Here is a 19,600-nt window from a genome sequence, read left to right on the forward strand (position 1 = left end):
TGTTGTGGGGGTCCCCGGTTGTTGTGCGTGTGGTTTAGAATCGGGCGGGTGACTGAATCTCGCTCTCGCCTTATGCTTATTGATGGACATTCGATGGCGTTTCGTGCTTTTTACGCGCTGCCAGCGGAGAATTTTGCTACTTCTGGGGGCCAGCATACGAATGCTGTGTACGGTTTTTTGTCGATGCTAACGACCCTGCTCAAGGATGAGAAGCCGTCTCATATTGCGGTGGCGTTTGATGTGGGCAGGAAGACATTCCGTACCGATCTGTTTCCGGAGTATAAGGCGCAGCGGGAGGCGGCTCCTGAGGAGTTTCGTGGTCAGGTGGGTTTGATTAAGGATGTTTTGGCCACGATGGGAATTACTACTTTAGAGGTAGAGAATTTCGAGGCTGATGACATTATTGCTACGTTGGCTACAGCCGCTTCCGCTGAAGATTTTGAGACATTTATTGTGACCGGCGATAGGGATTCGTTTCAGCTGGTAAATGATTCCACTACGGTGTTGTATCCAATGCGTGGTGTGAGTGTCTTGCATCGTTTTACTCCGCAGGCTGTGCAAGAAAAGTATGGATTGACACCAGTGCAGTACCCTGATTTTGCCGCATTGCGTGGTGACCCTTCAGATAATTTGCCGAATATTCCCAAAGTTGGGGAAAAGACTGCCACAAAGTGGATTACTGAGTACGGCTCGCTCGAAAATCTTATTGAGCATGCCGATGAGATTAAAGGGATGGCGGGAAATAACTTCCGTGAGCGGCTTGATCAGGTTCGGATGAATCGCAAGTTAACGGAAATGGTCAAGGATTTAGCCTTGCCTTATGTTCCAGCTGAACTTGGCTTCCGTTCCGCGAATATTTCTGAAATTGCAGAGAAGTTCGATGAACTCGAATTTGGTACGAACCTACGCGAGCGGGTTTTGAGCGTTCTTGAAACCGGTGAATCACCATTGGAGGCGCCTTCTCAGGCACCAGATATCGTTATTGCTCTCGATCCAATTGACGCTTGGTTGGAAAAGCGCAAAGGTCAACCGTTGGCTTTGGCTGTTCGGGGTCGGGGTGTGCCTGGTGAAGGCGATGCTTTTGCCCTAGCGATAGTTGATGAGCAATATCAAGGGGTAAGTGTTGATTTAGCGGAGATTTCTCCAGCACAAGAGCGTGTTCTTGCGGAATGGTTGGAAAGTGATTCTCCAAAGTATCTCCATGGATCAAAGGCCGCATTCCATATGTTGGCGGGCCGTGGTTTTTCATTGGTGGGGGTTGTGCATGATACTGCAATTGCGGCGTATTTATTGCGTCCAGGTCAGCGAACCTATGAATTAAAAGATGTGCTTCAACGGCATTTGCAACGTCAGCTTGATGAGCAAGATTCTGGTCAGTTGTCGCTTTTAGACGCCCCTGATAATGCGCGGGATTTGATCGATAGCGCGGTTGCAATATTGGATTTGGCGGAGGCATTGACTGCGGAGCTGCAGGCTATTAATGGTTTCGAGCTCTATCATGATCTGGAAGTTCCATTGGCAATGGTACTGGCCCGTATGGAGGCTACAGGCATTGCGGTGGATGTCCAACGCCTGGAAGAGCAGCGGGAGCAATTTATTGATATGGTCGCCGCAGAAGAGTCTGCGGCACGAGAACTAGCAGACGATCCTTCGCTGAATCTTTCGAGCCCAAAGCAATTGCAAGTTGTATTGTTCGAAACATTGGGAATGCCAAAAACAAAGAAAACAAAAACTGGGTATTCTACTGCTGCCAAGGAAATTGAAGCGTTAGCAGTGAATTATCCGCACCCGTTTTTGGATCATTTATTGGCGCACCGTGAGTATCAAAAAATGAAAACCACATTGGATGGTTTGATTAAAGCAGTACAACCAGATGGTCGCATCCACACAACTTTTAATCAAACGGTTGCTTCCACGGGGCGTCTTTCATCGACTGATCCGAATCTTCAAAATATTCCGGTACGCACGCCTGCCGGACGTAAAATTCGTTCGGCGTTTGTGGTCGGTGACGGATTTGAATCTTTGCTTACGGCAGACTACTCACAGATTGAAATGCGCGTTATGGCTCACCTGTCTGCGGATGAGGGTTTGGTCGAGGCATATCGAAAAGGGGAGGACCTGCATAATTATGTGGGTTCAAAGGTTTTTGATGTAGGCATTGATCAGGTAACCCCTGAATTGCGTCGTCGTGTGAAAGCCATGTCCTACGGCCTTGTGTATGGATTGTCTGCGTTTGGTTTGGGGCAACAGCTTGGCATTCCCGCAGGCGAAGCAAAGGGGATTATGGAAAATTACTTTGCTCGGTTTGGCGGTGTAAAGAAGTACCTTGATGAGGTCGTTGATCAAGCACGCCATGACGGCTATACATCCACGTTATTTGGGCGGCGTCGATACCTTCCTGAGCTCACGTCAGATAACCGTGTTGCGCGTGAGAACGCGGAGCGTGCAGCCCTTAACGCCCCTATTCAAGGAACCGCGGCTGACATTATTAAGGTAGCCATGCTGCGTGTCGACGCCGCGTTCGCCAGGGCTGATTTGCGGTCCCGTGTGCTTTTACAGGTGCATGACGAACTCGTCGTTGAAGTAGCGCCTGGGGAATTGGAAAAGGTCCAAGCCATTCTCGAACGAGAGATGGATAAAGCGATTACGCTTTCGGTGCCTTTGGAAATATCCACTGGCTATGGTCAAAACTGGGACGAAGCTGCACACTAAAAGCACTCTGGACGCCGTGGGTAGCTATCTTGCGGCATCCAGTTAATTCAAGCTTCTAAAGCTTGACTGTTATTTAATAGCAGTTCAAAATTACATTCTAAATTGCGGCAATAGTGTCGAATTGGGTGGCGGGCGGATTGGAAAAAAATCTAATGCATGTTTAAGTCTGTTACGTGCAAAAACGTCTCAACATCGTTACGATCAGGTAACGATTTTTAATTCTGTGTAGTATTTCTGCAGGGGATTTAACTCCTAATACTAGTGAGGTTGCAGAAAACGCGCTTTTAGAAATTTAGTGTAGTAACAAATGGTTTGTTTTACACGATATCCTAATTGAAAGTTGCAATTCCTCTCGAGCGGTTTTTAGAAATAACTTCATTATATTTCGGCGGCCTTGTTCTTTTGGGCAAGACTGCATGGGCCAGAATAATTAGAAGGAGTTGATCTGAAATGGTACAGAAAGGACGAATCCTCACGAAAGTAGCTGCATCTGCGTTCGCCATTATGCTTGCTGCTTGTGAATTTCCGGCGATCGGCCAAACTACAACCACCACCAACAGTCCCCCTACAAGTGTCTCGGTAACCGAAACTAGGGAATCGGACGCTGGATCAACAGCCACTTCGACAACTAGCACTGCTGAAAAAAGCCGAAATGAGCAAACAGTGCCGAAAGTTACTTCGGAGTCGGCACCAGTGGCAAAAAATCGTGATGGGTGTGCCTCGCTAACAGGACAGCAAGCCTTGGAAAAGTATGTTGACCAAGTGGGTTTGCCGTTCCCCGCTCAACCGGCTGGCCCTGAAAACCGTTGGAGTATGAGCAGCCCAACTGATACTTACGATCCATGCAAGGAGCTATCTTGGATTGTGCTTCGAATTGATCGTGCTACAGGCTCTTCCCCTGTTCAAATAATGTTCTTTAATAAAGGGGAGTATGTTGGACAAGCCACTGAGGAACCATTGGAATCCTGGCCAGCAGTTACACGGATTAAACGCGATCTAGTGCAGGTTGTTTTTAATGTTCGTCTCCCGGACCAACCCACAGCTGGACGTACAAATGCTGTGGCGTCAGTTTACGGCTGGAATGACGAACAAAACCGATTCGAGCATTATGGGCCTCTCCCATGGAATGTAAGAACTGATGCCTATGAGTATTTTCCCTGATAACTAGCCTGCCCGGCCAAAGTGTTTCCCGGGCAGGGTGACAAAACAACTGTTACTTGAAAACAAATACGAACAGGAGTTGAGTCCAATGACATCACGGAACATATCTATTACAAAAATAGCGGCGACTGCCTTTGCACTAACGTTAATGCTCACTGGTTGTGACGAGCCAGTAACAGGGCAAAATGCTGTCAACACTTCAGCAAGTAAAGTGGTCCAGACCTCTAATTCGGTGCCGAAGAACACCGATAGTAGCGCAGTTGAAAATACGGTCGCTGGAACCGAAACGCCCCTTCCAACTGCGGAGGAACAACAATCTGCTACACCAATAGCAGATGCGACCGACCAGGAATGTGCGGACATGACCGGACAGCAAGCACTTGAGTCCTATATTCACCTTGTGCCAAAACCATTTCCGCTGAATACGGATCCGACTGAAAATAATTGGAGCATGAATAGCCCCACAGATACTTTCGATCCATGCGCGGAGATGTCGTGGATCGTATTGCGAATTGACCGTGGTACGGGATCCTCTCCACACCAGGTCATGCTGTTCAATAAAGGAATGTATATTGGGCGTGCCACGGATCAATCATTCGGTTTCGCACCTGTTGAGGTGAAACGCGAATCAGGCGATATCTTCATTACATTCCGTTATACAAAAGAAGGTGAATCTAATGCAGAATCTTCTGGACGTGCTATTGCTCGGTATAGCTGGGTGAAAGAGCAACGAAGGTTAGATCGTTTCGGTGAATTGCCTCCTGGTGTGAATTGGGCACCTCAGTAAACACCAAGAGACATGAGTTTCTAGGGGGCAAGTTCGGAAACAAAGATCGCGGTGCCTGGAAAGAGTTTTCCGCGAAGTGGTGACCATTGCCCCCATCCTTCGGTGAGGTCTTCGGGCCATTCCGGTTCGATAATATCCTTGAGAATGAAACCGGCTTGAACAAGTTCGCGGACCCGGTCACCAATTGTTCGGTGGTGTTCGATATAGGTGATTTTATTTGTTTCGGAGTCGTGTTCTATATAGGGATTCCTATTAAAATAGCTGGTGAATACGGTGAGTCCACCTTCTCCGGGGTTATCGGGAAAAATCCAACGCATTGGGTGAGTTACGGCAAAAATAAATCGACCACCAGGTTTTAATATGCGGGCTACTTCTCGCATAAGGGCAGCGGAATCGGAAACAAAAGGAATAGCTCCAAACGCAGAAAATGCCACATCGAAAGAATTATCAAGATACGGCATATCTACAGCATCAGCTTGAACCAGGGGAATTCGTGGTTTACGCCCATGCATAAGCATATTTTTGGAAATATCGAACGCGGTAATAAACCCCACACCATCTTCAAATAACCAGCGGGAGCATGGTGCAGAGCCGCAACCTATTTCGATAACTTTGGCGGTCTGGACGTCGCCAAGCAAGCGAATATCACTTTCATGAAGCATTTCCGGACACCAATAGAAACTTGATAGATACTTTGTGTGCTCGGAGTGATAATTAGTTGCGTCGAGATCCCACCAATACCGGCTTGCTTTGGAAGATTCTTGATCATTTGGAACAGGGCCGGTGAAGTTTCTCATAATCATCGATTCTATTTGCTTTAGCTGGGGAAACGCTGTAGCTTTGTAAGAGCGTGTCTGTGCATGCTGCTGCATTTCATTTACATAGGAGGGTGAGGTGCGGCCGCGTGTGGGATCAAAACCCTGTGCAATGTTGTGTTGAGCAGTAGTTTTGAGAGACTCGCTTCCTGTCCGTTTTCTATTCCTATCCATATTCGGAGCACTCTATATGCCCACCAACAATACACCTCAGGTTGCCATCAACGACATCGGCACCGCTGAGGATTTCCTCGCCGCAGTCGACGCAACCATCAAATACTTCAACGATGGCGATATCGTGGAAGGTACTGTCGTCAAGGTTGACCGCGACGAGGTACTGCTCGACATCGGCTATAAAACTGAGGGTGTTATTCCCTCCCGCGAGCTTTCCATCAAGCACGATGTCGATCCGGGCGAGGTAGTCCAGGTCGGCGACGAAATCGACGCACTGGTGCTGACCAAGGAGGATAAGGAAGGTCGCCTTATCCTGTCCAAGAAGCGCGCACAATACGAGCGTGCTTGGGGTGCCATTGAGGAGCTCAAAGAGAAGGACGAGCCAGTCACCGGTACCGTTATTGAAGTTGTCAAGGGTGGACTCATCCTCGATATCGGTCTTCGTGGCTTCTTGCCTGCTTCTCTTGTTGAAATGCGTCGCGTACGTGACCTTGACCCATACATTGGCCAAGAGATCGAAGCAAAGATCATTGAACTGGACAAGAACCGCAATAATGTAGTTCTTTCGCGCCGCGCATGGCTCGAACAAACCCAGTCCGAGGTCCGCTCCGAATTCCTGCACCAATTGCAAAAAGGTCAGGTTCGCAAGGGCGTTGTTTCCTCCATTGTCAACTTTGGTGCATTCGTTGACCTTGGCGGCGTAGACGGCCTCGTGCACGTTTCTGAGCTTTCCTGGAAGCACATCGATCACCCATCTGAGGTTGTCACCGTTGGTGATGAAGTAACCGTTGAGGTCCTCGATGTTGATCTCGACCGTGAGCGCGTATCACTGTCGCTTAAGGCAACCATGGAAGATCCATGGCGCGTATTTGCCCGCACTCATGCCGTGGGTCAAATCGTACCGGGCCGTGTTACCAAGCTCGTCCCATTCGGTGCTTTTGTTCGCGTGGAGGAAGGCATCGAAGGCCTCGTCCATATCTCCGAGCTGGCGGAACGCCACGTTGAGGTACCGGACCAAGTTGTTGGTGTAGGTGAAGAAGCAATGGTCAAGGTTATTGATATTGATCTTGAGCGTCGTCGCATCTCCCTCTCCCTCAAGCAAGCTGACGAAGACTACACCGAAGAATTCGACCCATCCAAGTACGGCATGGCCGATTCTTACGATGAACAAGGCAACTACATCTTCCCTGAAGGCTTTGACCCAGAGACCAACGAATGGCTCGAAGGCTTTGACGCACAACGTCAAGAATGGGAAGCTCGTTATGCTGAGTCCGAGCGCCGCTTCCAACTGCACACCGTACAGATCGAGCGTCACCGTGCAGCCGCCGATGAAGCCGCTGAAACGGCTGCATCTAACTACAGCTCTGAAGATGCAGAAACCCCAGCAGCCGCTCCAGAAGCTGCTGAAACCTCCGGTTCGCTGGCTTCTGACGAGCAGCTCGCAGCACTTCGCGAAAAACTCGCTGGTAACTAAGCTGTAATCCGCTACAAACGCCCAGGCGAATTCCTAGAAATAGGAACGCTGGGCGTTTTGCGTATTTAGAGGTGGAGAAGCTGCTTTGTGGTTTGGTCAGGCCGCTTTGTGGTTTGGCGAAGCTGAACTTGCTTTTAGTTGTTCGAATGTACTGTACGGGGGCTTTGGAGCAGTTGTGGCTGGTAGTTTGGTTGTGTGCTTCTGTTGACCTGGGATTTGGTTAGGGCTGGGTGGGCTCTGGTCGGTCTTTTCAGACGCTGGTTGGGCGTGTTGTCACAGATTCCATTTTTTCGGCGGATTTTATGGAATCTGCGACACTCGGCATATAAACATCACTAGTTCGATAGGGTGTGCCTATTAAACACCCGGGAAAGCGGCTTGAAGGCTCGGGAAACCAGCCGACCCACTCCAAAAACTCTGGGAAACCAGCCGGCCCACCCGTCAAACCCGGACACCTTCTGCCCACGTGCTTAAAAATGACTCCACTAACCTGGAGCATGGGTCCTACCGCTGGGAAAATAGACAACGATCAGCTACATCAGGTGCATGCAAATCGACCTGATCACCAAACACTATGGAAAAAAGACCAGCCTGACTTTCGGGGCAGGCTCAACCAGGGAATACTAGTCCCACCAAAAACCCCACAGTGACTCATATAGGGTTTGTTTGTATTCCTCAATATCAAGGATTCCTTGATGAATATTATCTGGGCAGAAGAGTTCATGTTCCTGTGCCAGGAGGTCTACATCACTGTTTGGTGTGGGTGGTTTTGCGACCTGAAGGGTAAGAAAATCAAAGTCGAGCGACATGAGCACGGCCCCATATCGATCTTCCCAACTGCGCAATACGGTACTAATGTCCGCGCCGGAGTAGTCATAATTAATGGCACCGGTCCAACCTACGGCTGCCGGAGCATCGGCCGGTCGCGTTACCGGTACAATTACTAAAGCTGCAAATGTTTGACCCAGCTCCAGTGGGTTCAGCATGTGTACATTACCGTTGGAAGTACCAGTGGCCAATGCAGCAAACTTGGAGTTTTCGCGTTGGAAGAATCGGAGTGGACCACTGCGGGCTTGTTGTTTTCCATCAAGTTCACCGCTTTGCCAGGGGCGTTTGATATCTCCATTGAGGCCATTGGTTGCCACTGGCCACAAACCGTGCTGTGGAAAACTTAGGACTAACTGTTGCCATAGTTGCTCAAGATTATTGCCCTTTGGCACCAAGGCGGCAACTAGCTCACCAGTTTCTTCGGCGTACACCTCGTTATACAAAATGCCCCATTGCCTAAGTTGAGAAAGGGATCCAGGTTTTGGTGCGCGAATATCAATTGGGATGGTTTCGAATTTTTGTGCAGTATTCAGGAGCCATGTTTGAGAAGTAATTTTAGAGTACAAGGAATAGTTCTTTCGCAGTGGACTAACTTACGACTGATCTTCTATTTTGAATTTCAGTCCCACCAAAAGTACCAGCTATTACTGCCGCGGATTGTGGCTTTGCGCAGTAAGTTGCGATATTCGCAGAGAGTGTCGCTGCCTTGGTGGACCACATCGGGGCAGAACAAAAAATGCTCAATAGCTAGTGGATTAATAGCCTCCTCTGCTGGTGGTCGTGTGGCTTGAGCAACTAAAGTATCGGTACCCAGATGTGTAATGATTGCCCCAAAGCGTTCTTCCCAGCTTCGGAGCACGCATGAGATATCTGCGGGCCCGATATTGAAATTAGTACCCCCTAACCAGCCGAGCCTTGCTGGGATGTCTGCTGGTCGGGGAGTGGGTACTATAAGCAATGCTTCGTCTGGGAAAATTTCCGGAGTGCTAAGCCACGCTTTCGACGTGGAATTTCCTTGTGCGAGTGTTTGGAACCCTTGGAAATCTGGAGCATACCACTGTGTATCTTCATCGTTGCTCTGGCGGAGAAAAAACTCTGCTGTAGTATTTACGATGGATTGCTTCGAACTGGTGTAAACAGAAAGAAATGAGTTATTTCTCACCACATCAGTTTGTGGAGTTATCACTGGCCATAGGCCAGTGCAGGGGAAGGCTTGAACGAGTTCTACCCAAATCGCTTGGAGGTTGCCCTGTGTGATCAGTCCCGCGATTGGGTGTTGGTGGTGTTCATGGTGCAACAGGGTGTACTGATGCCCCCATTCGACAAGAGTGTGTGGATTGCCACTCGCATGTGCCTGGATGTCGGCGCATATCTGGACTTTGGATGTTTGTTGTTTATGCGGCGTTGTTGCTTCTATTAAGGGTTGATTCACGGATCAAATCCTAAACTCAACGCCTAACATCGCGCGTTCTTAGAAAGTTTGTTCTTCTTCTTATTGGGTTGGATTGCTCTTAATTTTGTTAGCTTTTCGACAATATTTCCAAGTCTGAAACGGAAGAATTTTTGTCCCAAATGCGGTGGTGGGCATTAATTTGTCCGAGCGTACGTTCCAAAATGTATGATATTTAAATTGTGCAACATGTGGTTTTCTATGTGGATGTGGGTTCCCAATGGTGATCACCAGCTATGACCATTAGTGTTGTTGTAAATTTTGTTAAGCGGTCTGACATGCAGGTGTTTCTTTTGGGGGCAGGATCATTTGCACTGGTGAGTGAAGAATCTCTCCTCCGGGTCTGCCCGATTGGTCTTGGAGAAACGTGGGAACGGGCATATGATGTTGTCATAAGTCGAATGATGCGGGCACATTTGGGCATTGCTCCAGTGTTCGGCAATAACCTCGGTTTGCCGTGAACAGTGGCGGACGGAGGATCATATCCAGTGCAACCTTCCGAAGGTGGCGTCCGCATGAAATGCGCTGATGTTTTTGGGGGGTTCTCAAAAGAAAGGTGTGTTCGTGGCATCTAAAACAATGACCACGTCGCAGTTCATCCTTGACAAGGTGGGCGGCGCAGCGAACATTACGAGTTTGACTCACTGTGCAACACGGTTGCGCTTCCAGTTGGCTGACCAAGATCTTGTTGATCAAAAAGCTCTTGATGGCCACCCTGATGTCTTAGGTGTAGTGCCACAAGGTAATACTGGTCTGCAGGTGGTCATGGGTGGCGGAGTTGCAGAATTCTACCAGGGAATTATGCAGCAACCAGGTATGGGTGAAGGTGATCGCCCAGCCGCGGATAATGGCAAGAAAGATTATGGCGGAGTTCGCGGAAAGTATAGCTGGATCGATTACTGCTTCGAGTTTCTTTCAGATACCTTCCGTCCAGTGCTTTGGGCGCTGCTTGGCGCTTCGCTGATTATTACTATTCTGGTTTTGTTGGATACGGCAGGCGTACAGGAATTCCGCGCTGAGCAACAACCACCTACATTCCAATTTATGCATGCAATGTGGCGGTCAGTGTTCTACTTCCTGCCAGTCATGGTGGGTGCAACTGCGGCCCGCAAGCTTGGTGCGAATGAATGGGTTGGTGCTGCAATTCCAGCAGCATTGTTAACACCAGAGTTCCTTGCAATGAAGGAGCTGCCGGACACTGTAAAGACCACCAATGAAATTGGTACCGAGATTTTTACTGTGGATGTTTTCGGCATTCCAATGGTGCTCAGTGATTATGGTGGACAGGTATTCCCACCGATTTTGGCCGCTATTGCATTGTATTGGCTTGAAAAGCTGCTGAAGAAGGTCATTCCTACCTCAGTTCATATGGTCTTCGTTCCATTCTTCTCCTTGCTGATCCTGATTCCCGCGACTGCGTTCCTTCTTGGGCCATTCGGCATTGGTGTTGGTAATGGTATTTCTGATTTCTTGAGCGCAGTGAATGGTGTTTCCCCGCTAATTCTTGCGATAGTTGTTCCATTGCTATACCCATTCTTGGTCCCGCTGGGTCTGCACTGGCCGCTTAACGCCATCATGATTCAAAACATTGCAACCCTTGGATATGATTTTATTCAGGGCCCGATGGGTGCGTGGAACTTTGCATGTTTCGGTGTTGTTACCGGTGTATTCTTCCTTGCAATTAAAGAACGCAACCGGCAAATGCGCCAGGTGTCCTTCGGTGGCATGATGGCAGGTTTGCTGGGTGGTATCTCCGAGCCTTCGCTGTACGGTGTATTGCTACGTTTCCGCAAGTCCTATATGCGTTTGCTGCCTGGCTGTTTTGCTGGCGGTGTAGTTATGGGTCTGTTTGACGTAAAGGCTCATGCTTTCGTTTTCACCTCGCTGTTCACCATCCCTGCAATGGATCCGGTGGGTGGATACGCTATTGGTATTGCTGTTGCATTCTTTACTTCCTTCTTCTTGGTCATTTTCTTCGATTACCGCACGAAGGAAGAGAAGGCTAAGGTGATGGCCGAAATTCGTGAAGCTGAGCAAGCTGAAGCGGAACCAGCTGTGATTTCCAATGCTGTTCCGGCGACCGATGGTGGTGCAGCTACTGCTGTGAAAACTGCCCCGGCAAAGACCTCCATCGAGGCTGGTACTTTTGTGAATCTTGCGTCTCCGCTTGAGGGCCGTGCTGTTGCGTTGACTGAAGTTCCTGATCCTGTATTTGCTGGTGAACGTTTAGGCAAGGGTGTTGCTATTGAGCCAACTGGCAATACAGTGGTTGCACCAGCCGATGCGAAAGTGATGTTGGTTCAAAAATCTGGCCATGCAGTTGCGCTGCGGCTGGAGTCTGGTGTTGAGCTGCTTATCCATGTCGGTTTGGATACTGTACAGCTAGGTGGCCGAGGCTTCGAGGTACATGTTGAGCGCAAGCAAGAAGTAAAGGCTGGCGATAAGCTCATTACCTTCGATCCTGAGGTTATTAAAGAAGCTGGTTATCCGTTGATCACGCCAGTTGTGGTAACTAACCATGCGAAGTTTGAGTCTGTTGAGGGCTTCCCAGCAGATCATGTTGATCTCAGCACTGACATCATCAAGGTTATTGCATAATCTGTAGCCAAAAGAATTCCCGGCGCCATGGTATTGGGTGCCGGGATTTTTCTTGACCTGAAAAATGTTAGTCACTAACATTTTGGTTATGGGTGTATGGTCGCAGACTCATCAAAGACTCCAGGAAACTGCGCTGGAGCTATTCCAACTCCGCGGTTACGACGCCGTGACCACTGCGGAAATTGCCAAAGCTGCGGGTGTGGCCGGGGTGACGTTATTTCGGCATTTTCCCACAAAAGAAAAACTTGTTCTTGGGGATCCGTTTGATCCAGTTATTGCAGAGTTGGTAATGCAGCAACCGCAAGATTGTTCGCCTTTTGACGCATGCATTCGTGGTGTGCGGCAGGCTATACGGGGCGTCGATACGCCATTATTAGAGCGTCGTCTGCGTATTTTGGTTGATTCGGGGATTTCCGCAAGTGCCATAAGCCGAAACAATGAACCAACAATTGACGTAATCGCGGGAGCGTTACGGCAGCGTGGGGCATCTCCAATGCAGTCTAGAGTGGTGGCTGCAGGTTTTATTGCTGGGCTTAGTGAAGGGTTGTTTACGTGGGCGCAGGCGCCGAACACTGACTTTCAGGAAGCGTTTTTAGAAATCCTCGCAGCATTGGAAGACGCATGCTAACTCTAGAAAATGTGTCTTATGAGCCTACTGGGTTGCGTAATATTTCGTTTTCGGTGGCTGCTGGCAAGGTTGTTGTTTTAGTTGGTCCTAATGGGGCGGGAAAAACAACATTACTTAAACTAATTTTGGGGGTGTGTCAACCAAGTCTCGGGACAGTGACATATGAGAAACCATATCTAACAGGTAATATCGGATTTCTTATTGGGCATGCTGCGGGATATCCAGAACTTACTGTCGAAGAAAACCTACACATTGCAGCATTACTCGCAGGAAAATACTCGGCTGAACACACCAGACAGGCGATGGACCATTGGGGGCTTGCAGCTCATTCGGCTAAACCTTGGAAGCAACTCTCTACTGGGTTACAACAACGCGTTGCATTGGCGCGAGTATTTCAATATAACCCTCGGCTGATATTGCTTGACGAGCCAACAAATGCATTGGATCCGGCGGGGATACTCACCGTCCGGCGAGCTGTGATTGAAAGAGCGAAATACGGTGCAGGCATTATAGTGTGCAGCCACTATCTTGATGAAGTTGCCAGGATCGCAGACCAGATACATGTATTGCATTATGGGCGGCTCATTGGGCAGTTAGATCCGGCAGCGCCGGACCTGGAGCGCCAGTTTTTCCAAAGGATTTATAACGATGATTGCAGCGCTGAACATTGAGCTTCTGAAATTCTACCGCTCTAGTGTAGTTCGATATGGGACCGGAATATACTTTATTGGCTTTTTAGCGCTGTTTGCAATGGTATCTTACGGTTTGCTTTCCGGAAATAAACAACTATTAGCTAAAGCTGGTATTCACGGCCCGATTGATTGGCCAGCGCTTCTGGTAGTTGCGGGACAACTCGCAACCGGTGGTGGTCTTTTGACCTGTGGGGTGATCACTACATGGATTTTTGCCCGAGAATTTATGGACCGGACAGTACTTATAATGATTGCTGGTACCGTACCGCGAGGTGATATTGCTTTGGCGAAATTCATTATTGTTTTCGTCTGGTCAGTGGGGGTACATGCTCTTTTAGCTGCAACGTTGGCTGGTATCGGTGTGGTGCTTGGATTCGGATTAGATCCACTGCTTATAAAGATAATGGGCTTTGGGGTTTTGGCAATGTGGTTAACTGCACCAGTTGCATGGGTGGCCACGAAAACACGCTCGTACTTTGCGGGTATTGCTGCGACGATATTTATCGTAGTAGTGGTACAGATGCTTGGGATGTTGCAAATACACTCATTGTTTTTTGCAGGGGCACCATTCGCTATTGCACTTGGCATATTTCTCACATGGCGCGGTTGGGTACGGCTGCGGTTATAGAATCACGTTTGCAGTAGCGACCAAGCGCGGGTTTTCCTTGTAGGTTGGAGAATATGGCGATACGAAAAATCGGACTCACAGGCGGAATAGGTAGTGGAAAATCAACGGTAGCTAAACTTTTGGAAAAGCAAGGATTCTGCATTATTGATGCGGATCAAATTGCCCGCGATATTGTCGAACCGGGCCAACCTGCACTTGCGGAGCTCGTCAAAGCTTTTGGTAGCGGAATCCTTTTGGAAGACGGTTCGTTACACCGTGGTGAGCTGGCTCGATTGGCTTTTAGTTCAGAAGAATCGACTGCTCTGCTAAATGCTATTACGCACCCGAAAATCACAGCTGAAACACAACGCCGTTTTGCCGATGCAGAGGCGCAAGGTTTTGCCGAAATAGTATATGACATGCCCTTATTGGTAGACAACGGGTTACATAAGGATATGGATTTTGTGGTGGTAGTGGATGCTGAACCTGAAGTGCGTATTGATCGTTTAGTGAGGTATCGTGGCCTGGATGAGGATGACGCACGGCGTCGATTAGGTGCTCAACTTACTGATGCTGAACGCAATGCTGTGGCCGATATGGTGATCGATAATAATGGCGAAATTGAGGCTTTAGTGCCGCAAGTCGATGAGCTTGTGCGGCGGATTCGCCTACCATAGGGGTCATGGCTTTCGCTGCTGAACAACCTGTAGTTTCTGTTTCTGAGTTTCGTCCCGTCGGAGATATTGAAAGGACCGACGGAAAATTCGAAGTTGTGTCTGATTACCAGCCCGCGGGCGATCAACCAACAGCAATTAAAGAATTAGCGGAACGAATCAATCGGGGGGAGCGGGACATCGTACTCCTCGGCGCTACGGGTACCGGTAAATCCGCTACGGCTGCCTGGCTTATTGAGCAGGTACAGCGCCCAACATTGGTAATGGCGCCCAATAAAACCCTGGCAGCACAGCTTGCCAATGAGCTAAAGCAACTCCTACCCAATAATGCGGTTGAGTATTTTGTTAGCTACTACGACTACTACCAACCCGAGGCTTATATTGCGCAAACGGATACCTATATTGAAAAAGATTCCTCTATAAATGAGGATGTTGAGCGCCTTCGTCACTCCGCTACTTCAAATTTGCTTTCGCGTCGAGATGTGGTTGTGGTGAGTTCTGTTTCCTGTATTTACGGTCTGGGCACCCCGCAATCCTATTTAGACCGTTCGGTAGTGCTCCATACCGGGCAAGAGGTGGAACGCGATCGGTTTTTACGATTACTTGTGGATATCCAATATGGGCGTAACGACGTCGCGTTCACTCGCGGTACCTTCCGGGTAAAGGGTGACACTGTGGATATTATCCCCGCCTACGAAGAACTTGCTGTGCGAGTTGAATTTTTCGGTGATGAGATCGACGCTTTGTACTACATTCATCCACTTACAGGTGAAGTGATCCGCCAAAGTGAAGAGGTTCGAATCTTTCCCGCCACACATTATGTTGCGGGGCCAGAGCGCATGGAAAAAGCCGTCGCGGCCATAAAAGACGAACTCGCAGAACGCCTTGAAGATTTAGAAAATCGGGGCAAACTCCTTGAAGCCCAGCGGTTGAGAATGCGCACAGAATACGATCTTGAAATGATCGAACAAGTAGGATTCTGCTCTGGCATTGAAAACTACTCAAGGCATATCGACGGCCGCGCTGCAGGCTCGGCGCCAGCTACGCTTATTGATTATTTTCCGGAAGATTTTCTAACGATTATTGATGAGTCGCATGTAACCGTCCCGCAAATTGGCGGTATGTATGAAGGCGATGCTTCCAGAAAGCGAAACCTTGTAGATTTTGGATTCCGACTACCCTCAGCGCTGGATAACCGACCATTGACGTGGCAAGAGTTTGATGACCGAAAAGGCCAGTGCGTGTATATGTCTGCGACTCCCGGTGACTATGAAATTGCAGCATCGGGTGGAGAATTTGTAGAGCAGGTAATTCGTCCAACAGGGCTTGTAGACCCGAAAGTGGTGGTAAAGCCCACTAAAGGGCAAATTGATGATCTTATTTCGGAGATTCGAATTCGAACTGACAAAAACGAGCGCATTTTGGTTACCACATTGACCAAAAAGATGGCGGAAGATCTTACGGACTATTTACTTGAACATGGTGTAAAAGTTCGTTACCTTCACTCTGATATTGATACCTTGCAACGTGTAGAGTTACTTCGCCAACTGCGTCTTGGGGAATACGACGTATTAGTGGGTATTAATCTCCTACGCGAAGGCCTGGACTTACCCGAAGTATCACTTGTAGCAATTTTGGACGCCGATAAAGAAGGATTCCTTCGCTCGACCCGGTCACTTATTCAGACTATTGGTCGCGCTGCCCGGAATGTTGCTGGCGAAGTTCATATGTATGCGGATAAAATCACCGATTCCATGCAACAAGCAATCGATGAAACAGAACGCCGCAGGGCACGGCAGATTGCATATAACGAAGAACACGGCATCGATCCACAGCCGCTCCGCAAGAAAATCGCAGATATTCTCGATCAAGTGTATGAAGATGCGCCAACTGCAGCAAATGGTGATATTGCTGTGGTTGAACGTCCGGATGTTAGCGATATGCCACAGGATCAAGTACAAAAACTCATTGACGAACTCACCGCTCAAATGGGTGCTGCAGCACGCGAATTAAAGTTTGAACTCGCGGGACGCCTTCGAGATGAAATAGCAGATCTGAAAAAAGAACTGCGGGGTATGAAGGAAGCCGGTATTTAACCCTCAATACAGATTGAAAATCCATATCGGGTGCTAGGATGTTAACGGCTTACAAGACCCATTGGGAAGGTTCATAATGAGCGAATATAACAAAATTGTTGTCGGTACCGACGGCTCCAAGTCTTCGATGCTTGCTGTAAAGCGCGCTGCTGCAATCGCAGCTGCGTTCGACGCAACACTGATTATCGGTTGTGCGTACTACGAAAATAAAGAGGCTGCTTCCAAGACACTGCGTCAAGATTCCGTAACAGTGCTCGGCGATGACCCCGCTCTGAAAAACCTTGAATCCGCTAAAGAAGCGGCACAAGCGGTTGGGGCAACCAATATCGAAACCTATATCAAGTCAGGAACCCCGGTTGAAGCTCTTATGAGCATTGTTAATGAGCACCAAGCTGATCTGCTCGTAGTTGGTAACCGTGGCATTAACTCGTTGACTGGTCGTCTGCTTGGTTCAGTTCCAGCTGATGTTGCGCGTCAATCACAGTGCGACGTAATGATTGTGCATACTGTGAACTAAATATCTGGAGAATTACTCATTATGCCGCTGGGTAGCATTTTGCTATTCAGCGGCATTGAAGTAATTATTGGAACTCAACTATTTCGGGGTTGGGCATAGCTCCAATAATGGTGAGACTTTGCGTTGCGCGTGTCAGGGCAACATAGAGGTCTTGCCATCCTTGTGTCGATGATTCGATGATGGTTGCAGGTTCCACAAGGATTACATGGTCAAATTCCAGACCTTTAATGTTATGTATATTTTCAGCTGAGATGATCTGGATCAGCCTGTCGGGGTTTTGTTGTTGCAAAGTGTTGGCAATTGCATTGGCATCGGTTCCGGAAGGATAAAAGTTTATGGTGCCATCGGTTGTGCGTATTGATGTACTAGGGGTTTGTTCGGGTGCGATAATTGGAAGTAGTTTGGAGGCCTCATCCATTATGGTTTGCGGTGTCCGGTAATTAATGGTGAGTTGGTGGCGGCGAAAACGCTGCTTAACAAACGGCTCGAGTGTTTCTGTCCAGGTGTCTACACCAGCTGGTGAACCGGTTTGTGCAGTGTCTCCTACGATTGTTATCCATCGTGAGGGGCAACGGCGCATAACCATACGCCATTCCATGGGGGAGAGTTCCTGCGCTTCGTCTACTACAACATGGCCATATGCCCATGTGTAATCAGCCTGGGCGCGTTCCGCAGTCGATCGAATATCACGTACTTTTTGGCGGGCTGCCAGCGTTTCTGCATCGATTACGTCGTGGGCCATAAGGATTTCGGCATCGAATCCATCATCAAGGTCTTGGGAGGCGGAGCCAGTTAGAATATCTAAGGCATCTTGTGCTTCAGCGATTTGCTCTTGCCACTTCCGGTCTTCTTCAGCTTGGGCTTCCTCGGGATCCGCAATGCCAATAAAAACGGCTAGTTCATCAAGAAGGGCTGCATCACTTGAGGCCCAGGCGGAGTTTTTCTCCCGCAATAATGCCTGTTGTGTTTCATCATCGTATTCGGAAGCTGCAACTTGTATTCGATCTTCGGATTCAAGGAGTTCCCGCAAAACTTGTCGGGGTTCAAGCGTCGGCCAGAAGGCATCAATTAATTCTTGAACGTGTGTTTCATCTGCAAGGTCTTCATAGAGTTGGGCTATATCGCCGCCAGAAAGTAGGTTTTTGCCTCCAAGAGGGTCGGCTCCAATCGTTTCAGCAAGTGCCTGTGCCATTTGTTCAAGCATGTGATCGCGGAATATGGCACGCGCACGATTGTGCGGTTGGCGGGAGCGGCGCGCACGCGTGCGTGATTTCTTCACTAGCGCGGCGTCGATACGCACATGAATGCCATCTACGGTAATCGTCAGGGGTGCTTCAGGCAGTGTTTGATAGGCTTTGACGGCATTACCAAGAATATGCACCATTTCTTCACTGCCTTTGATTTCCCTGGTGAGCAGTGATTCTTCTGCGGTTGCTTGGACGCCTGGATAAAGGTCACCAATGGTGCTGAGTACTACGCCGGTTTCCCCGAGTTCTGGAAGTACGCGGGAAATATAGTCAAGGAATGTGCGATTTGGGCCGATAATAAGAACACCAGTTTTAGCAAGTAGATCTCGCCAAGTGTAGAGCAAATATGCGACTCGATGAAGAGCTACCGCAGTTTTGCCGGTGCCGGGGCCACCTTCCACCACCATAACGCCGCGGGTGGTGTCACGAATAATTTCGTCTTGTTCGCGTTGGATTGTTTCAACGATATCGGTCATATAACCGGTGCGAGCAGCTTCCAATGCGCGGAAAAGTGCTGCTTCACTGCTTACATCGGCATGGTCTTCGGTGGTAGGGGCACCATTTAGAAATTCGTCGTCAATACCAACGACTTTCCGTCCTTTTGTTCGGATGTGGCGGCGAGTTTCCACGCCTTCAGGGTTGGCGGTTGTTGCCAAATAAAAGGGGCGTGCCATTGGCGCCCGCCAATCAAGTAAAAGTGTGCGGTAATTTTCTTCACGGGCGTCTAGCCCCATTCGGCCAATATATCGGCGATCTAAGTCTGGTCGATTCGGAGCTGGGTTTTCGGGAGTTTGGGCGGCAATATCAATTCGCCCAAATACCAATCCAAGTTGTGCAAGGTTGAGGCGATCGAGTTTTGCATTAAGTGCATGGTATTCGATTTCGCGTTCTACAAGCGCTTCAGCATCGGGGTTGGCCCGGTCCACCCGTAACATTACCTCGGCGAGCCGCTCGTTGGAGCGTTGCACTTCAGCATCGAGTCGAGCAAATAAGGCATCTACATAGGTTTGTTCGGCTGCTATGTGCGCTGCGGCAGAATCCTCCATGTGAGTGGCACTTTCTGTTGTTGATACTGGGGGACCAATGAAAGGGTCGGCCCATTAGTGTGCCTTATTGAGGGTACTTTGTGCCACTAACACG

The 19,600-nt window shown here is 48.9% G+C and carries 16 protein-coding genes; 12 read left to right on the forward strand and 4 right to left on the reverse strand.

All coding sequences use genetic code 11. The features are described from left to right. The first annotated feature begins 72 nt into the window (after positions 1 to 72). The 3 genes from polA (at position 73) to CFREI_RS05840 (ending at position 4,660) form a co-directional block, all read left to right on the forward strand. A complete protein-coding gene (polA, locus tag CFREI_RS05830) occupies positions 73 to 2,712 on the forward strand; it encodes a DNA polymerase I (protein ID WP_035112519.1) in 2,640 nt (879 codons plus the stop codon). Between the two features lie 450 nt (positions 2,713 to 3,162). Beyond that, positions 3,163 to 3,873 carry an LppP/LprE family lipoprotein gene (locus CFREI_RS05835; protein WP_051256110.1) on the forward strand — a complete coding sequence of 237 codons (711 nt, stop codon included), beginning with the start codon at positions 3,163 to 3,165 and terminating at the stop codon, positions 3,871 to 3,873. A gap of 88 nt (positions 3,874 to 3,961) precedes the next feature. Beyond that, positions 3,962 to 4,660 carry an LppP/LprE family lipoprotein gene (locus tag CFREI_RS05840; RefSeq protein WP_051256111.1) on the forward strand — a complete coding sequence of 233 codons (699 nt, stop codon included), beginning with the start codon at positions 3,962 to 3,964 and terminating at the stop codon, positions 4,658 to 4,660. Positions 4,661 to 4,680: 20 nt separating this feature from the next. Here CFREI_RS05840 and CFREI_RS05845 read toward each other — a convergent pair whose 3' ends face one another. Then, a complete protein-coding gene (locus tag CFREI_RS05845) occupies positions 4,681 to 5,457 on the reverse strand; it encodes a class I SAM-dependent methyltransferase (protein WP_027013487.1) in 777 nt (258 codons plus the stop codon). A 208-nt stretch (positions 5,458 to 5,665) separates the two neighbouring features. Between CFREI_RS05845 and rpsA the strand changes: the two genes are divergently transcribed. Then, positions 5,666 to 7,123 (forward strand): 30S ribosomal protein S1, encoded by a 1,458-nt coding sequence (gene rpsA, locus CFREI_RS05850; protein WP_027013488.1) that lies wholly within the window; start codon positions 5,666 to 5,668, stop codon positions 7,121 to 7,123. Between the two features lie 623 nt (positions 7,124 to 7,746). On the opposite strand, the gene CFREI_RS05855 is transcribed toward rpsA, so the two are convergent. Together CFREI_RS05855 and CFREI_RS05860 are read right to left on the reverse strand one after the other, a co-directional pair. After that, complete coding sequence (locus tag CFREI_RS05855) at positions 7,747 to 8,517, reverse strand: DUF4253 domain-containing protein (RefSeq protein ID WP_051256112.1); 771 nt, start codon at positions 8,515 to 8,517, stop codon at positions 7,747 to 7,749. Positions 8,518 to 8,570: 53 nt separating this feature from the next. After that, positions 8,571 to 9,383: a DUF4253 domain-containing protein gene (locus CFREI_RS05860; protein ID WP_051256113.1), complete on the reverse strand. Its 813-nt coding sequence runs from the start codon at positions 9,381 to 9,383 to the stop codon at positions 8,571 to 8,573. A gap of 254 nt (positions 9,384 to 9,637) precedes the next feature. Between CFREI_RS05860 and CFREI_RS05865 the strand changes: the two genes are divergently transcribed. The 8 genes from CFREI_RS05865 (at position 9,638) to CFREI_RS05900 (ending at position 17,213) form a co-directional block, all read left to right on the forward strand. Beyond that, positions 9,638 to 9,862, forward strand: coding sequence for a hypothetical protein (locus CFREI_RS05865; protein ID WP_027013489.1), 225 nt, complete (start codon positions 9,638 to 9,640; stop codon positions 9,860 to 9,862). 103 nt (positions 9,863 to 9,965) lie between these two features. Beyond that, the gene (locus tag CFREI_RS05870) at positions 9,966 to 11,999 is read left to right on the forward strand and encodes a glucose PTS transporter subunit IIA (protein WP_027013490.1); all 2,034 of its coding nucleotides are present in this window, start codon (positions 9,966 to 9,968) and stop codon (positions 11,997 to 11,999) included. An 88-nt stretch (positions 12,000 to 12,087) separates the two neighbouring features. Next, complete coding sequence (locus CFREI_RS05875) at positions 12,088 to 12,627, forward strand: TetR/AcrR family transcriptional regulator (protein ID WP_169719175.1); 540 nt, start codon at positions 12,088 to 12,090, stop codon at positions 12,625 to 12,627. Further along, entirely contained in the window at positions 12,621 to 13,298 is a 678-nt protein-coding gene (locus CFREI_RS05880) for an ABC transporter ATP-binding protein (RefSeq protein ID WP_027013491.1), read from the forward strand. The genes CFREI_RS05875 and CFREI_RS05880 overlap by 7 nt, the downstream gene beginning before the upstream one ends. Continuing rightward, on the forward strand, positions 13,276 to 13,947 hold the full coding sequence (locus CFREI_RS05885) for an ABC transporter permease (protein ID WP_027013492.1): 672 nt from the start codon (positions 13,276 to 13,278) through the stop codon (positions 13,945 to 13,947). The genes CFREI_RS05880 and CFREI_RS05885 overlap by 23 nt, the downstream gene beginning before the upstream one ends. A gap of 59 nt (positions 13,948 to 14,006) precedes the next feature. After that, complete coding sequence (coaE, locus tag CFREI_RS05890; RefSeq protein ID WP_027013493.1) at positions 14,007 to 14,603, forward strand: dephospho-CoA kinase; 597 nt, start codon at positions 14,007 to 14,009, stop codon at positions 14,601 to 14,603. A gap of 5 nt (positions 14,604 to 14,608) precedes the next feature. Beyond that, positions 14,609 to 16,696 (forward strand): excinuclease ABC subunit UvrB, encoded by a 2,088-nt coding sequence (gene uvrB / locus CFREI_RS05895; RefSeq protein WP_027013494.1) that lies wholly within the window; start codon positions 14,609 to 14,611, stop codon positions 16,694 to 16,696. Positions 16,697 to 16,772: 76 nt separating this feature from the next. After that, positions 16,773 to 17,213: a universal stress protein gene (locus tag CFREI_RS05900; protein WP_027013495.1), complete on the forward strand. Its 441-nt coding sequence runs from the start codon at positions 16,773 to 16,775 to the stop codon at positions 17,211 to 17,213. Between the two features lie 64 nt (positions 17,214 to 17,277). Here CFREI_RS05900 and CFREI_RS05905 read toward each other — a convergent pair whose 3' ends face one another. Beyond that, a complete protein-coding gene (locus CFREI_RS05905; protein ID WP_027013496.1) occupies positions 17,278 to 19,506 on the reverse strand; it encodes a HelD family protein in 2,229 nt (742 codons plus the stop codon). Between the last annotated feature and the right edge of the window lie 94 nt (positions 19,507 to 19,600).

The organism is Corynebacterium freiburgense, assembly GCF_030408815.1.
GTDB classification, from domain to species: domain Bacteria; phylum Actinomycetota; class Actinomycetes; order Mycobacteriales; family Mycobacteriaceae; genus Corynebacterium; species Corynebacterium freiburgense.

What these genes read in the sequence shown, in the direction of transcription:
- CFREI_RS05875 (WP_169719175.1), top strand. Translation starts at nt 12,088, where the DNA reads ATGGGTGTATGGTCGCAGACTCATCAAAGACTCCAGGAAACTGCGCTG.
- rpsA (WP_027013488.1), top strand. Translation starts at nt 5,666, where the DNA reads ATGCCCACCAACAATACACCTCAGGTTGCCATCAACGACATCGGCACC.
- uvrB (WP_027013494.1), top strand. Translation starts at nt 14,609, where the DNA reads ATGGCTTTCGCTGCTGAACAACCTGTAGTTTCTGTTTCTGAGTTTCGT.
- CFREI_RS05905 (WP_027013496.1), bottom strand. Translation starts at nt 19,506, where the DNA reads ATGGAGGATTCTGCCGCAGCGCACATAGCAGCCGAACAAACCTATGTA.
- CFREI_RS05835 (WP_051256110.1), top strand. Translation starts at nt 3,163, where the DNA reads ATGGTACAGAAAGGACGAATCCTCACGAAAGTAGCTGCATCTGCGTTC.
- polA (WP_035112519.1), top strand. Translation starts at nt 73, where the DNA reads ATGCTTATTGATGGACATTCGATGGCGTTTCGTGCTTTTTACGCGCTG.
- CFREI_RS05885 (WP_027013492.1), top strand. Translation starts at nt 13,276, where the DNA reads ATGATTGCAGCGCTGAACATTGAGCTTCTGAAATTCTACCGCTCTAGT.
- CFREI_RS05880 (WP_027013491.1), top strand. Translation starts at nt 12,621, where the DNA reads ATGCTAACTCTAGAAAATGTGTCTTATGAGCCTACTGGGTTGCGTAAT.
- CFREI_RS05865 (WP_027013489.1), top strand. Translation starts at nt 9,638, where the DNA reads ATGACCATTAGTGTTGTTGTAAATTTTGTTAAGCGGTCTGACATGCAG.
- CFREI_RS05900 (WP_027013495.1), top strand. Translation starts at nt 16,773, where the DNA reads ATGAGCGAATATAACAAAATTGTTGTCGGTACCGACGGCTCCAAGTCT.
- CFREI_RS05840 (WP_051256111.1), top strand. Translation starts at nt 3,962, where the DNA reads ATGACATCACGGAACATATCTATTACAAAAATAGCGGCGACTGCCTTT.
- CFREI_RS05845 (WP_027013487.1), bottom strand. Translation starts at nt 5,457, where the DNA reads ATGAGAAACTTCACCGGCCCTGTTCCAAATGATCAAGAATCTTCCAAA.